Origin of the sequence: Vibrio bathopelagicus (genome assembly GCF_014879975.1) — a bacterium.
Classification (GTDB): domain Bacteria; phylum Pseudomonadota; class Gammaproteobacteria; order Enterobacterales; family Vibrionaceae; genus Vibrio; species Vibrio bathopelagicus.
On the sequence record NZ_CP062501.1, the window covers coordinates 1,191,612 to 1,205,500 of the forward strand.

11 protein-coding genes, 6 tRNA genes and 1 pseudogene are annotated in these 13,889 nt (G+C 42.8%); 8 read left to right on the top strand and 10 right to left on the bottom strand.

Going from position 1 to position 13,889, the window contains the following annotated elements; translation table 11 throughout:
* Nucleotides 1-43: 43 nt before the first annotated feature.
* Nucleotides 44-117, bottom strand: a tRNA-Cys gene (locus IHV80_RS21590).
* Between the two features lie 83 nt (nt 118-200).
* A tRNA-Leu gene (locus IHV80_RS21595) sits at nt 201-287 on the bottom strand.
* Between the two features lie 348 nt (nt 288-635).
* Between IHV80_RS21595 and IHV80_RS21600 the strand changes: the two genes are divergently transcribed.
* Nucleotides 636-1,424: a lipase family protein gene (locus IHV80_RS21600; RefSeq protein WP_192890917.1), complete on the top strand. Its 789-nt coding sequence runs from the start codon at nt 636-638 to the stop codon at nt 1,422-1,424.
* Between the two features lie 83 nt (nt 1,425-1,507).
* Here the strand turns inward: IHV80_RS21600 and IHV80_RS21605 are convergent.
* The 7 genes and pseudogenes from IHV80_RS21605 to IHV80_RS21635 all read right to left on the bottom strand — a co-directional run bounded on the left by IHV80_RS21605 (nt 1,508) and on the right by IHV80_RS21635 (nt 7,483).
* Nucleotides 1,508-3,389 (bottom strand): annotated as a pseudogene (locus tag IHV80_RS21605) (methyl-accepting chemotaxis protein).
* 281 nt (nt 3,390-3,670) lie between these two features.
* Nucleotides 3,671-3,744, bottom strand: a tRNA-Cys gene (locus IHV80_RS21610).
* 65 nt (nt 3,745-3,809) lie between these two features.
* A tRNA-Leu gene (locus tag IHV80_RS21615) sits at nt 3,810-3,896 on the bottom strand.
* 80 nt (nt 3,897-3,976) lie between these two features.
* Nucleotides 3,977-4,052, bottom strand: a tRNA-Gly gene (locus IHV80_RS21620).
* A gap of 48 nt (nt 4,053-4,100) precedes the next feature.
* Nucleotides 4,101-4,174: transfer RNA gene (locus tag IHV80_RS21625), tRNA-Cys, on the bottom strand.
* Nucleotides 4,175-4,370: 196 nt separating this feature from the next.
* Nucleotides 4,371-5,816 (bottom strand): ATPase RavA stimulator ViaA, encoded by a 1,446-nt coding sequence (viaA, locus tag IHV80_RS21630; protein WP_192890918.1) that lies wholly within the window; start codon nt 5,814-5,816, stop codon nt 4,371-4,373.
* Nucleotides 5,817-5,827: 11 nt separating this feature from the next.
* Nucleotides 5,828-7,483, bottom strand: a complete 1,656-nt coding sequence (locus IHV80_RS21635; RefSeq protein ID WP_192890919.1) for an ATPase RavA domain-containing protein — start codon at nt 7,481-7,483, stop codon at nt 5,828-5,830.
* Nucleotides 7,484-7,771: 288 nt separating this feature from the next.
* Between IHV80_RS21635 and IHV80_RS21640 the strand changes: the two genes are divergently transcribed.
* From IHV80_RS21640 to IHV80_RS21665, 7 genes are all read left to right on the top strand, one after another.
* Nucleotides 7,772-8,287: an NUDIX hydrolase gene (locus IHV80_RS21640; protein WP_192890920.1), complete on the top strand. Its 516-nt coding sequence runs from the start codon at nt 7,772-7,774 to the stop codon at nt 8,285-8,287.
* A 39-nt stretch (nt 8,288-8,326) separates the two neighbouring features.
* A complete protein-coding gene (gene ltaE, locus IHV80_RS21645) occupies nt 8,327-9,331 on the top strand; it encodes a low-specificity L-threonine aldolase (RefSeq protein WP_192890921.1) in 1,005 nt (334 codons plus the stop codon).
* Between the two features lie 89 nt (nt 9,332-9,420).
* Nucleotides 9,421-9,738, top strand: a complete 318-nt coding sequence (locus tag IHV80_RS21650) for a c-type cytochrome (protein WP_192890922.1) — start codon at nt 9,421-9,423, stop codon at nt 9,736-9,738.
* Nucleotides 9,739-9,911: 173 nt separating this feature from the next.
* The gene (locus IHV80_RS21655) at nt 9,912-10,262 is read left to right on the top strand and encodes an Hpt domain-containing protein (RefSeq protein WP_192890923.1); all 351 of its coding nucleotides are present in this window, start codon (nt 9,912-9,914) and stop codon (nt 10,260-10,262) included.
* A gap of 97 nt (nt 10,263-10,359) precedes the next feature.
* The gene (locus IHV80_RS25235) at nt 10,360-10,884 is read left to right on the top strand and encodes a response regulator (protein WP_226088534.1); all 525 of its coding nucleotides are present in this window, start codon (nt 10,360-10,362) and stop codon (nt 10,882-10,884) included.
* The gene (locus IHV80_RS21660; RefSeq protein ID WP_226088535.1) at nt 10,878-11,978 is read left to right on the top strand and encodes a tetratricopeptide repeat protein; all 1,101 of its coding nucleotides are present in this window, start codon (nt 10,878-10,880) and stop codon (nt 11,976-11,978) included. The genes IHV80_RS25235 and IHV80_RS21660 overlap by 7 nt, the downstream gene beginning before the upstream one ends.
* Before the next feature lie 172 nt (nt 11,979-12,150).
* Entirely contained in the window at nt 12,151-12,744 is a 594-nt protein-coding gene (locus tag IHV80_RS21665) for a response regulator transcription factor (RefSeq protein WP_192890924.1), read from the top strand.
* A gap of 88 nt (nt 12,745-12,832) precedes the next feature.
* On the opposite strand, the gene IHV80_RS21670 is transcribed toward IHV80_RS21665, so the two are convergent.
* Nucleotides 12,833-13,726: a LysR family transcriptional regulator gene (locus IHV80_RS21670; RefSeq protein WP_192890925.1), complete on the bottom strand. Its 894-nt coding sequence runs from the start codon at nt 13,724-13,726 to the stop codon at nt 12,833-12,835.
* Nucleotides 13,727-13,889 lie beyond the last annotated feature (163 nt).

Genomic DNA, 13,889 nt, shown 5'->3' on the forward strand with positions numbered 1-13,889 from the left:
CTTCTTATTTATCCCTTCTTGTAAGCAAAAAGGAAAAAGAGAATGGAGGCGCCTCCCGGAGTCGAACCGAGGTCCACGGATTTGCAATCCGCTGCATAGCCACTCTGCCAAGGCGCCTTTATCAACATAAAAATATATTGAAGTGTTTAAAGAGAACCACTCTTTGTTCAACACTCTACTTAAAGTAGAAACTAGATAGATGGTGCCCCGGGCCGGACTTGAACCGGCACAGCGCGAACGCCGAGGGATTTTAAATCCCTTGTGTCTACCAATTCCACCACCAGGGCAACGCAATCATGCGATGCTGATTACTGAAGAGTAAAACACCATCTCTCAGCGACCTAAGCCGTGAGAACGAGGTGTACTTTAACGGATGAAAAAAATTCGTCAACAATAAATTTTATCTTTCAATTCAAGTGATTAATTATCGAACTCAAACGAATGAATTTGATGCAGCTTGTACGGTTCTTATACGTAGATTTAGAGTTTTCGCAGGAACTCATAAGCAGAAATCCAGTTTGAAGATTCACTAAATACTGCTGATTTTATTGAATGAACGAAACAGCCCCTCGTTTTCATGTGCTTTTCACATTCAAAGGCTAGAGTTTATGTAACTATTATTACGAAATGAAAACGTGAAACCACTCAAACGATACCAATATGAACGCTACGCCGTGCTCTGTAACCTCGCCTACCCTAGAGTCTTTAAGCAAACTCGTTACGGTTTCGATCCTAATGGACAGCGCATCATAAAGAATCAATTTGGCAAAACCATGATTCGAGTCTTATGGAGCAGCGACAAAGACGAAGTGGTCGTCGTTATCAAAGGTTCACACAGTGTTTCTGATTGGCTACTCACTTTCGCGTTATGGACCAGAAGCTGTAAAAGGATTGGGCTGAACTATCGTGTTCATGCTGGTTTCTATCATCTCATGTTCCAAGAAAGCCAACCGAGTCGCAACGAAGACAAGCTTGGGCAAACCGTTATCGAACGCTTAGAAGCCACGCTCGCACCTTTGTTAGAACAAGGAAAAAGGATTTCTATCACCGGCCATTCTTCTGGCGGCGCTATTGGTTGCGTGTTTGCTGATTATCTGGACCAAAAGCATCCAGGTTGCATCAAACGAATCGTCACGTTTGGCCAACCTGCAATTGGTAATTGGAGCTTTAAACAGAACTACCGTTTGAGCAAAAAAACCTACCGTATCTGTTGTGACATCGATATTGTCACCTTCATGCCGCCCGTGCCCCTATTGTATTGGCATGTAGGGAAAGTGCTTTGGCTTTATAATGGCAGGATCTATGAAAACACACCTACGTTAATACGCCTCGGACGCTCAATTTTCAGTTGGTTGATCCGGCCTTTCTCTTACCACCTAATGAGCAAGTATATCCGTAACAAAGATTTCTTCGATAAACACTGAAACAATGAATCAAGTTGACGCTGGCTGCATAAAAAAGAGCACAAGCCGATGATGACTTGTGCTCTGTATAGGTTTAACCGAACTTAAAGTTTAAACCTTGAGAGTTCCTGTTTGAGATCGTTAGCTGAGTTGATCGGCTTGCGAAACGGCATCTGTCGCATCAAGCGCCATCACATCACTGACTTCGCGTACAGACTCAGTATTCGCATTGATTTCCGCGGTGACTAAAGACTGTTCTTCAGCGGCAGAGGCAATCTGAGTCGCCATATCACTGATCATCTGAATCGCTTCACGGATTTGAGCTAAGCTCTCTCCGGCCATATCCACATCGTGTACGCTTGTTTTCGCCATATCATGGCTTTGCGTCATCACTTTAACCGCACCATTGGTCGCTTGCTGTAGGCGTTTGATTTTATCTTCGATCTCTTCTGTTGAAGCATGAGTACGTTGAGAAAGCACACGAACTTCATCGGCAACCACAGCAAAACCTCTGCCTTGCTCGCCTGCCCTTGCAGCTTCAATGGCCGCATTGAGCGCGAGTAAGTTCGTTTGCTCCGCTATTTCACGAATCGTCGCCAAGATAGACGCGATTTGCTGACCATGCTCTTCAAGCTCGCTGATGATAGACACAGCGCTTGTTAGCTCAGTAGCAAGCTCATTGATCGAGGACTGGCTTTTGGCCATCTGTTGGAACCCTTGCTCGCTCAATTCCACCGAGTGAGTCGCACTTTTAGCCGTACTCTCAGCATTCGTTGCTATTTCTGCTGTTGCTGTCGCCATTTCTGTCACTGCAGTCGCCACCATCGTGATCTCATCTTGTTGCATGCTCACACTGTCACTGCGCTTCATCGCGCTGGAATTAGCATGCTCGGCACCACTGTTCATCGCGGTAGAAACTTGAGTGACGTTTTGCATCATTTGATGGAGCCGATCAACGAAGACATTAAATTTATCGGCAAGTTGACCCACCTCATCTTGGCTCGACACTTGTAGTCTTTGTGTGAGGTCGCCTTCCCCTTCCGCAATATCAGCTAATGCTTCACTCACTCGACCCAGCTCAACTAATTGACGGGCCACAAACCATGAGGTTGCCGCAGCCATAACGATCAATACAATCAAACCTGTAGTGATTTGGCTAATCAACATATCGAACAGCGGTTGTTCAAGTACGTCTTTATCCATTTCAATCACAAGTAACCAGTCAGTGCCTTTAATTGGCTCTGCCATGATGACTCGCTCGGCGCCGTCCACTTGAGTAAAGATTGTCGTCAAATTTTGCGCAGCACTATTCAAGCCAGACACACTCAGCTCTGGCGCAATATCATTGACTTGTTTCAGAATGAAATCTTTATTTTGATGAGCAACGACCGTTCCTTGCTTGTCAATCAGAATCGCACGTCCATTCCCTGGAACCTGAATGGCTAATACGTCTTCAATCAATTTGTCTAATGCCAAGTTTGATGCCACAACACCGATGATCGATCCATTCTCGGTCACAGGGTCTGTCAGTGTCACCACCAAGGTTTGCATCGTCACACTCACATACGGCTTGGTTGTCACTGCACGGTTCTCTGCTAAGGTTTGTTTATACCAACCTCGGACTCTTGGGTCGTAACCCGCTTTATTCAATGAAGGATCATGACGGAACATCTCACCTTCTTTGTTACCGTAATAACTCAACCCAAACCCACCAGATACCAAGGTTTGACGTAAATGAGGAACGATATCTATTGAAGGGTTAAGCTGCACTTGTTGCTTAAGCCCGTGTACTGCTTGTTTCTTATCATAAAACCAGTCACTGATGCCCTTAGCATGGGCTTGAAGTGTGTTGCGACTTTCACTTTCTATTGCTTGCCAGCTGTTTGTTTGAAAAGTCTTATAACCCATGAAAAGAAGAATGGCAGATGTAACAGCAATCGCCAAAACTACAGAGAAAACCATTTTCCTCTTTAGACTAAATTGCATATTTAAGAACCTCTTATAGAACAATTAAAGAAATATAAAGAGGGACACTATCACTCATACACATGTTTTAATTAGGGTTATCCCATAAAACAATGAAACAAATTGAGCATTGTGGCTAATTGTGACTTTGATTTATTTAGCGGTCTATCAACAAAGGTTCAACTTAGGATTTCATCAAAAGAGTGTTGGTCTTCGAAAGGTAAAAGGGATAAATAAAGAGGCAAAGATGAAGAAGTCAGAAACGAAAAAACCAGCCACGAGGACTGGTTTTTTCTAAATGATGGAGGCGCCTCCCGGAGTCGAACCGAGGTCCACGGATTTGCAATCCGCTGCATAGCCACTCTGCCAAGGCGCCTTCAAATAGTGTTTTAAGAGAACTACTCTGTTGATTCCTACCAAACAAGATAGCAATCAAATAGATGGTGCCCCGGGCCGGACTTGAACCGGCACAGCGCGAACGCCGAGGGATTTTAAATCCCTTGTGTCTACCAATTCCACCACCAGGGCACGCAATTCTTTATTGCGATGCCGATTACTGAAAAGTAAAACACCATCTTAATGTCGAAATGAATCAACATTACAAAATTTGGAGCGATACATCGGGTTCGAACCGATGACCTCAACCTTGGCAAGGTTGCGCTCTACCAACTGAGCTAGTATCGCAATTTCATTCTTCTAATTTCTCATTAATTAAATGAGAGAGAAAGAGAATGGAGGCGCCTCCCGGAGTCGAACCGAGGTCCACGGATTTGCAATCCGCTGCATAGCCACTCTGCCAAGGCGCCATTTTCCAACACGTTAGAACCGACTAAACGTTAGCCCCGCTGTGTTCGGGTGCCTACTTTACGGATTGAGTGAAGATAGTCAAACAAAAATGTGAATTTAAATTCTGTTTGCTGACATTTAAATCAAATTGCTGCATGTTCGATCTTTTCATTCAAAAAGCATACAGCAAACTCGATTCAATTAAGGTGTTTGGCACTACCACTTTTTCATGAAGCGGCCAACGAGGCTTGGATGATACGACCAACAGTGATCAAACATGGTCATAAGTTGAGGGTTACCATACTTAGAAAGACTAACTGCATGGAAACGGTTTTTATGCGTTTTAAGTTTCTCGACTTGAGCAATCATTTCATCAGACTGTTTTGGTGCGATAAAGTCAGAAAGCACGATCAAATCGGCGTTCTTGTACTTGTCGCCCATCATCAAATCAATCGACTTCATTAGGACTGGCTCAAGATCTGTCCCGCCGTGGAATGAGTAGCTTAGGAAGTCACTGGCTTCACGTAGGCCGTCTTGTCGAGTCAATTCATAAGTAATGTGTTCTGAAGAGAACAAAATCACATAACAGTCGCGCTCTTCAGCCAAGGCGATTTGCATCAAGGCATAAGCCATCGCTTTTGCTGACTGTTCTGGGAAACCACTCATTGAACCCGACGCATCCACACAAACAATAAATGGACCTTTTTCAATGTCCACCGATTTGCTGTCTGGTTTTTGAGCTTTGACTTTACGTAGCGTACGAGATTTACCTTGTGAGCGATAGCTAAGCAAACGCTTGTCGGCCAAGTGTTTGTAGAAGATAACCTCAAGCTCAGGGTACGCTAAGAACATGGTCTCGTTCGGCAGCATCTTATTGAGGTCATCACTTTCATGAATCCCAACAATATCATCAACCGCCTCATCGCTCTTCTCTTCAACCATCTGCAGTTCTTCTACAGGGGCTTTGTGCAGAGAAGGATCATCTTCTAAGCCAGCCATACGACCTAGTTTCTCAGCGATCTCTTGAAGGCCTTTGTGCTTGCTCAGGAATTCAGCATGGCGCTTCATTACCGTTAAGTCGGTTTTACTCAACTTAGCCGAAGCCATGTCCCACAAGCGCCCTACACTGCCTTCATCACCCGACTCCGTCACTTTATCCATGTTTTTCATGGTTTCCATGCGCTGATAAAGATCGGCTAAGACTTTTTCTTTGCTTGTTTCAAGTTCGGTTACTTGAGCTTGTTTGATCGCTTCTGATAGTGATTGATACCATTGGTCGCAAAAGTAGTGTGGAAACATCGCGTTATAAACGCCTTTGTTGTTTTCCATTAAACGTCTTGCTTGTAGGTAGAACGCAGAGTGCCACTCCAATTTTTTGATGACACTGTCAATCTCATCAAAAAACTGGGGTTCATCCCAGTAGATAACTTCTTGGTACAGTGCAATTTCTTCTTGGAATCGGTCTGTTTCACACACCTTCGTGACACGTTTTTTCACTTTACCGCGCCACTTAACCAAGTGGTTTTTAACCGACGTTTTTACGCCCTTGTTCTCAGCAGCCATCATGACTTGAGAACGAGCGATGAGATCATTCATCGCTGTATCAATAATTCCTGAATCAGCCACCATCAAAGCGAGGTTTAAGCCGTCTGCTCCTAACATATGCTCTCCCCTTACTCGAAGTACTGACTCATGAACTTAATGCGCTGCGCGATCTTGCTGCTCTTCACTTTCGTGGTTTCAAGATCTTGTGTTACAGCCTGCAAACTTGCTTCCATCGCCTTTGGTAAATCAGGATCAATGTAGTTATGAGGCAACGCATCATGGAATTCAGTACGAACTCTTTTTAACTTGAATTCCGCTTCGGTCAACTGCTCTAAGGCTCTCTCAGCACCACTCAACCATTTGTTATACAATTCTTGGTCTAAGCCATCCGTAGTCACCACACTCACCAATACAGAGCGATTCGCGATATCTTTAATCACTAATTGGTTCGATGCGTCCAAATCCAGCTTTAAACGACATAGGTTTTTGTTTTCGTTTACGTAACCGTAAATATCACCGTGGCCTTCTTTAAGCGCTCGGTCAAAATCGTCTTTGGCTACGTATACCCAACGGCTATCGCCTTTCTCAGATTCAGAAACCGACATATTGCTTTGCAACATAACCAGTTTAACTAGATTGTATGCACTGCCCACGCTGTACATTTTCGCGTTCTTGATATCATTTTGGTAAACGTCTTTACGCAACAAGCCACTGGTTGATTCCATAGAGAGCGAAACAGATAGCGTCGATTCAACATCTTCTTGAATCTCTTCGAGTTCTTCACGTGACATTTCGATTTGGGATTTCGACTCTTGCTGATCAAACGCTCGGTTTAATGCAAAGTCTTTGACGACACTACGAACCACATCGCGTGATTCTGGGCTGTGCCATAGGCAATCTTGCAGAAGCATAATATCCAACGGATTCACGCTATCACGGCCACTGAAGAATGCACTCGCTTTCAAAAGCTTAACCGCTTTCTTCCAGCGTCTGTCTGATACATACAATTCAGACTCAGCTGATGAACCCTGATTCTTAACCGTCTCTTCCAGCATAGTTTTGAGTTCAAATAACTTGTTAAACGAGTTATCCGTCAATTCGAGCTTATCGAGTTCTTTTTGCCATTGATGGTATTCAATATCAGTGATCGCCAAGCCTTTAGGGATCACCGCTTCTTGAGATGTGCCTGTCGTCAGCATTGATTTGAAGTTTTGTTTGTTCTGAATACGGTTTACAAACACGCGAACCAACATACGGTCATAAAGTGCTTCTAAGCCGCTGTCTTCGTCTGGAAGTTCGTTAGATGCTGAAACCAATAGACGCATAGGAACACGTTCTATGTCCGCGCCATTTTTAAATGTCTTTTCATTCACTACAGTCAGCAGCGTATTCAAGATTGCGGGACCTGCTTTCCAGATCTCATCAAGGAATACGACTTGCGCTGTTGGCAGGTAGCCCTCAGTCAGTCTTACATAACGACCGTTGTCTTTTAATTCTTGAATACTTAGCGGACCGAACACTTCTTCTGGAGTGGAGAAGCGAGTCATCAAATATTCGAAATAGCTGCTGTTGTCAAAAGCCTGAATGAGGCGTTTAGCGATAAGGCTCTTTGCAATACCCGGAGGGCCTAATAGGAACACACTTTCACCGGCAAGAGCCGCCAGTAAACAAAGCTTGATGGTGTCTTCTCTTTCGTAAACGCCATCTGAGAGAGCATGCGCTAATTTGTTGATTCTTTCAGAGAGTAGCGCCTTGTCAGCATGTGAGGAAATAGAGGGGGTCATGCGTTACTCCGAAAATCTATGAACAGTTGAGAGTGTAGATATGTTTTTATACATTTGTTAGCACTTTGTTACAAGTGTATTTTATTATTGAGTTGCCTTTATATCAGATGGTTACGACTGTAATTTTGGCGTAATCATAGATTCCAAATTTGAGAGTAACATCACGAACGGTGTGAAACGAAGCCTATCACTAAATCGAATTTTTCTTTTATTTTCGACACCATAGACGTTATGGTGGTGCACGTCTTCAGTTATACGACAAATTGGCAAGGAATGTGGCCAGATTGCATGAATAAAGTTATCCATCAATGGAAAAGTATCTCTCTCGTAGAAGAGAGCGTGACACTCCCTACGAATGTCGTAGTAAAACACACAACAATACACCACCCTGGCGCGGCCGTTATTCTTCCTATTACTGCGTCTGGAAAAATTATCCTTATTAACCAGTTTCGACCTTCTCTTAAAAAATGGCTTTTAGAATTACCGGCTGGCACGATGGAAATTGATGAGACACCTCTTCAATGTGCTCAGCGAGAGTTGGAAGAAGAAACAGGTTACAGTGCAACTTCTTTTCAGAGTTTAGGGCAAGTCACGCCTTTGGCGGGTTTCTGTGATGAGATACAGCATCTGTTCGTCGCAAAAGAGCTTAGCCTCACTACCCGCTTTGAATGTGATGAAGATGAAGTCATAGAAGTGATCGAACTGAGCTTAGATGAACTGCACGACAAAATACGACACGATCAAATTACCGATACCAAAACTATCGCTTGTTTAAGTAAAGCCCAACTATGTGGCTATCTATAGCCAAGTATATGACTACCTAAAGTACTCTAGGAGAGAAACATGGACTTTCGTTCTGATACCGTTACTAAACCCTCACAAGCTATGCGTGATGCAATGGCAAACGCAGAAGTCGGTGATGATGTTTATGGCGATGACCCAACCGTAAACGAACTAGAGCAATGGGCAGCGAATGAGACTGGCTTTGAAGCCGCTATGTTCACGTCTTCTGGCACACAAGCTAACCTACTTGGTTTAATGGCGCACTGTGAGCGTGGTGACGAATACCTTTGTGGTCAACAAGCGCACAACTACAAGTACGAAGCTGGAGGCGCGGCTGTGCTTGGTTCGATTCAACCTCAGCCAATAGAAAACAACCCAGACGGCACATTGGACTTTAAAAAGCTTGCCGCTGCAATTAAGCCAGACGACAGCCACTTCGCTCGCACGAAGCTTCTGAGCTTAGAAAACACCATTAATGGTAAAGTGCTGCCAATGTCATACTTGGCAGAAGCTCGTGAGTTTGTAAACCAACACGGCCTACAAATGCACCTCGACGGCGCGCGTGTCTATAACGCTGCCGCTGCACTGGATGTCCATATTAAAGAAATCGCACAGCACTTTGACTCTATGACGATTTGTCTATCAAAAGGTCTAGGTGCTCCGATTGGCTCATTGCTGCTTGGAAGCAAAGAGTACATAGCCAAAGCACGTCGCTTACGTAAAATGGTCGGTGGCGGTATGCGTCAAGCGGGCATCCTTGCTGCTGCAGGTAAAATGGCACTGACAGAGAACGTTGCTCAACTTAAAGCTGACCACGAGAACGCAAAAAACCTAGCGATTGGCCTAAGCAAGCTCGAGGGATTCTCGGTTAACCCTGATTTCATTCAAACGAACATCGTATTTGCTAAGTTAGATGAGTCTGTTGATATCAACCGCATCGCACGGGAGCTAGCTGAACAAGGTATTACTATGTCACCGGGCAACCCAGTGCGCTTTGTGACTCACCGTGACATTAGCGCAGAAGATATCTCTCGATTTTTAATTGAGTTAGATAGAGTGCTTTAACTCTGAACAAAACACCCGCTGATAGCAATTAATACTTGAGCTTCCCCTAAGGGGAAGCTTTATACTTTTGTTTTCACAGGAGTATATACGTGTACAACAAGTCCATAATCTTACTAACTGCTTCCCTCTCTTTTACACTTCACGCAGACGACTTTGGTGATCCAGAACTTGGTAAACTGAAATCTCCGAGCTGTGTTTTTTGCCATTCAGTCGCTAGCGACAACACGAATCAAAACTATCCAGACCTTAAAGGGCAAGATCCGCTCTATTTGTTCAACGCTATGAAAATGTATAAGAACGACCAACGTGAAGGTGCCTACGCTGACATGATGAAGGCTCAATTAAGTCGACTTTCCGAACAAGATATAAAAGATATTGCGGCCTATTACGCGTCACTGTCCAAATAGCGAACTATCCCATATCGAGAGTGAATAAATAAAACCCATCCCCTTTTTGTTAATTACACCGCCCTCTACGTTCACTAGATAAATAAATTAGAGATATTTAATAGAGGAGCGTTATTTTTATTCATACCTATCTGCCGTTACTATGAATAAATCAATTCCCTATAAACTTTTTCATGGAAAAAAAACTTAACATTGGTAATGAAACTAGCTGGCTAAGTAACTACCCTAGCGATCAAAGAGTTTACCTTGCTGACGTTTACGTTAGCGTAATGCAAGAAGACTTAGAGCAACTAAGGGATACAAAGCCTAAGCGCGCAACCACCTTACAAGTCATGCACCGCATAAAGGGTGGCCTTTCTTCAATCGGACACTTCCCACTAGAGCAACTCATTAAAGTGGAAGAGAAGGAATTGAAAGCAGGAAATAACACTGTCGAACAAACAAATCTCAATACTATTAAATTAATTTCACACAGTGTTCAATCAATTGAAGATTGGCTTAATACTAATAGCGTAGGAAATTAATCGAATCATTGTAGGATTTTTCTTGTTTTCACTCGGAGATACTTCTAGCTATTTCCGTTTTGTTACAATTAGCTAAATTTAGTCAACAGTTAAAATAATGAATAACGATATAAAGAAATATACGGTACTGGTTGCAGACGACTCTAGACTGGTTACAAGCAGTGTAACCACAATTTTGCGCCAAATAGGCTTTGAATCCATATCTTATGCATACAAACCTTTCGATGTTATTCATCAATGCCGCCAGAACTCGTTTGACATTATAATCCGTGACTACAACTTCCAAACCCAATTGACGGGCTACCAACTGCTGGAAGAACTCAAACACGCTCGAATTTTAAAATCGACGACGGTTTTTATGTTCCTTACCGGTGAGAATGATTACAACGTCGTGCGATCTATCGTGGATTCAGATCCTGACGACTACCTGCTTAAACCCTTTAATAAACAGTTCTTTATTAAACGAATATTTTCATCCTTAAATCGCAAAGTGGTCCTCGCGCCGATCTTTGAGAAGTTAACCGAATTCGATTTTGCTGGTGTTGTGTGTAAGTGCGATGAGCTTCTGCCATTCCACCCTGAATACTCTAAGCTTATCCGAAAGTACACTCTGCCTTGCTGAAAAGTAAGCAGTTTAATAAAGCTCAAGAAGAGTATAAAAGCTTACTCGAAGAAGATGACTTGGACTGGATTAAAACCGGCCTAGCGAGCACGCTCATTGAAACAGACCAAGTAGATGAGGCCAAAGAAATCCTCAGCTTAGTAAAATCCAAAAAGAACAACCCATACTTTCACGATGAAATGTCGAACATATATTCGATTGAAGAAGACCTGCCCAACGCGATAGATCATTTGAAACAGTCAGCGATGTTACTTGATGCGGGCGCACATCGTGAGTTGGTGATTGCGAATTTATCTATCGCTGCAGGGGCTTATCAAGACGCTTTCACTTATATGAAAAGGTATTACGAAAAAAACATTAATACCTTTCGCGGTGTTTTTTTCACAAAGATTAATTACATGCGTACTTTTCTTTACAAACAACCAATTGGAGGGTCAATAAACCTCTTTGAAAGGCAGCTTGCTTCATACAATTCGATTCTCAATGATATCGGTAAAACGCCAGAGCTTATTCTCCAGGATAAACTCATCTCTGCGCACATTAGATTGATCAAAGGTGACCTAAAAGCGGCAACACAGAGTATCAAACAAGCACTCAATTATACCTCTGAGTTTCATTTTTATGATTTCTACCACCTTTGCTTCCTATTGGAACAGTGCTCCTTTTTAAGCGAAACACCGACATTCGTAACAAGGTTGGAAGACAGCATCAATAAAGACCAACACCCGAGTATTATTCGTAGCCAAGTTCATATGCTCAATGGCTTTAAAGAACGCTTACAAACGTCGCAGCAAAAGTTAAGTAATATCAGAAAAGAAATGATACTCATGAAATCGTCGGATCGTCTAACAAAAGACAAACAGCTCGATTACTATCTCGATATTCATAACCTTTTGCCGCATTCGAAAAAGACATGCTTGGCAATTATCAAGCTTTCAGCCTTGCTCAGCACTCCCTATGAAGGTAAACACGATATTCGTATCAAAATAAACAAGTGCAATGACGTATTGGTTAACTTGCATACTAAAGAAGAGTTAAACAGTATAAATTATAACCAAACACTGTATAAAGCACGAGGTCGAGCTACCTATTAGTCACGTTATCTTTAAGTAAGTAATAACGCGCATCCTTTGTAAACGCCTGATTTTCAGAATGTTAAAATGTCATTTTCACCCTAACCTCTATGTTTTTACATAGAATTATCGCTTATCACAATCTTAGAACTCAATGAGACAGGATGTCACATAGCAATAATTTAGGTGACTTATGACAAATCAGAACGTTCTAATCATAGATGAACAACCTCTTTACCGAGAAGCACTTGCCGAGTTGATCATGGACTCGCTAAATGTTGAAGATCTCTATAAAACTACTGATACCGACAAGGTTCTGAAGCTGGTGAAAAGCCAGAGCATTGATCTGATTGTTCTCGATGTGACGCTAGCAAACAACGATGGTATGAACCTCGCGAAGATAATCAAAGCACACGGTTACGAAGGAAAGTTGCTGTTTGTCTCTTCTTTAGATAACTCAAGCTTGTCTGAGGCCGCTCTATCATTAGGTGCCAACGGTTTCCTGAGTAAAAGCGAAAGCCATGAATCAATTCGCTTCGCCCTATCCAGTATTATGAAGGGATACTCGTTGTTCAAATCTGATCAAAAGAAAAGCGGCAAAAGCACCAAGCTATCCAATAAAGAGGCGATCGTGTTCCAGTACTTGATTCAAGGACACTCCAACAAACTTATCTCAGAAAAGCTGTCTTTAAGTGCCAAAACGATCAGCACCTATAAAACACGCATCCTGAGCAAGTACAGAGCCAATTCAATTGTGGAACTGGTACAACTCACCGACAGTATTTAGCGATGGTGTCTGTTGAATAACAGAGTGGCTGTGTCGACTGAATGCCTAAGCGTTCGGTTTACTGAGTGTTGTCTTACTCGAATATAGGCTATTTAGCTAGATTTAAGTTCTTCTCCACCACACCGATAATCAGTTGATGGAGTGCATTGTGACGATGCGTTTGTTTGATGTATGCCGCTATTTTAGGACGGCCAGCTGAATAGAAAGACTCTGGCACTTCAATGAATTTGAAACCATCAATCGGTCGCCCAAAGTTCATCATTATCGTAGCGCTGTTGCGGCGCTTTAATAATCCAAGTAACAGGCCAATATCCCCTACAGTCACTTTCGAATCAATCTCGAATCCTTTCTTTTCTAGGATCATTCGTACAACTTGTTTCGAGCCTTTCCAACCTTTAAGTTCCAACAAAATAAAAGGCAATGATAAGGCTTCTTCTAGGGTATCAATCTCTATCTCTTCAGGAAGAACAAAACCGACAGGCAGTGAGCCAATCGGTTGTTGATAGATACTCTTTGGACAGTCTTCATTGAAGTGGTGCATATACACATCAACATTACCATCTAAGATACTTTCGATAGGCTTGTCGCTTGGACTCGCGATGTTGATGGAAGCATTGGGCAACAACTCGAAAAGGTCAGCTAATATAGCTTCACCTAGGAAGTATTGGGCAACTTGAGGCATCGATATGGTGATAGTTCTATCGTAAGTTAAAGGATCAAAGGCGCTTGCTCCCATGCAAGATTCAAGGTTGTCTAACCCTGTTTGAATGGCTGGGAGCTGCTTTTTGAGAAAGTCCGTGCTCTCAAAGTGGTGAGCATGTCGAATAAACAACTCATCGCCAAGTTGCTCTCTAAGGCGAGCAAGGTACTTACTGATCGAAGCCTCGCTCTTGCCTAGAATCTTAGCTACTGGTTTCAGTTGTTGATGTTTATCCAACAACACCAAGATACGTAGAAGATTTAGATCTAAATCTTTATTCACAGCAATAACCCTTCATTGTCATTTCATAAACTTAGCAAACGTATACACGTTAATATTTAAGTTTAGTCAATACAAGAAAACGAGCCATTGCTGACGTTATCCTTTCCACCAGCCGCTAGATATGACTTTCATCTAACATATCGCCGCATAGAACCGCTCCGTT

What these genes read in the sequence shown, in the direction of transcription:
- IHV80_RS25235 (WP_226088534.1), top strand. Translation starts at nt 10,360, where the DNA reads ATGAATAACGATATAAAGAAATATACGGTACTGGTTGCAGACGACTCT.
- IHV80_RS21665 (WP_192890924.1), top strand. Translation starts at nt 12,151, where the DNA reads ATGACAAATCAGAACGTTCTAATCATAGATGAACAACCTCTTTACCGA.
- ltaE (WP_192890921.1), top strand. Translation starts at nt 8,327, where the DNA reads ATGGACTTTCGTTCTGATACCGTTACTAAACCCTCACAAGCTATGCGT.
- IHV80_RS21640 (WP_192890920.1), top strand. Translation starts at nt 7,772, where the DNA reads ATGAATAAAGTTATCCATCAATGGAAAAGTATCTCTCTCGTAGAAGAG.
- viaA (WP_192890918.1), bottom strand. Translation starts at nt 5,816, where the DNA reads ATGTTAGGAGCAGACGGCTTAAACCTCGCTTTGATGGTGGCTGATTCA.
- IHV80_RS21635 (WP_192890919.1), bottom strand. Translation starts at nt 7,483, where the DNA reads ATGACCCCCTCTATTTCCTCACATGCTGACAAGGCGCTACTCTCTGAA.
- IHV80_RS21655 (WP_192890923.1), top strand. Translation starts at nt 9,912, where the DNA reads ATGGAAAAAAAACTTAACATTGGTAATGAAACTAGCTGGCTAAGTAAC.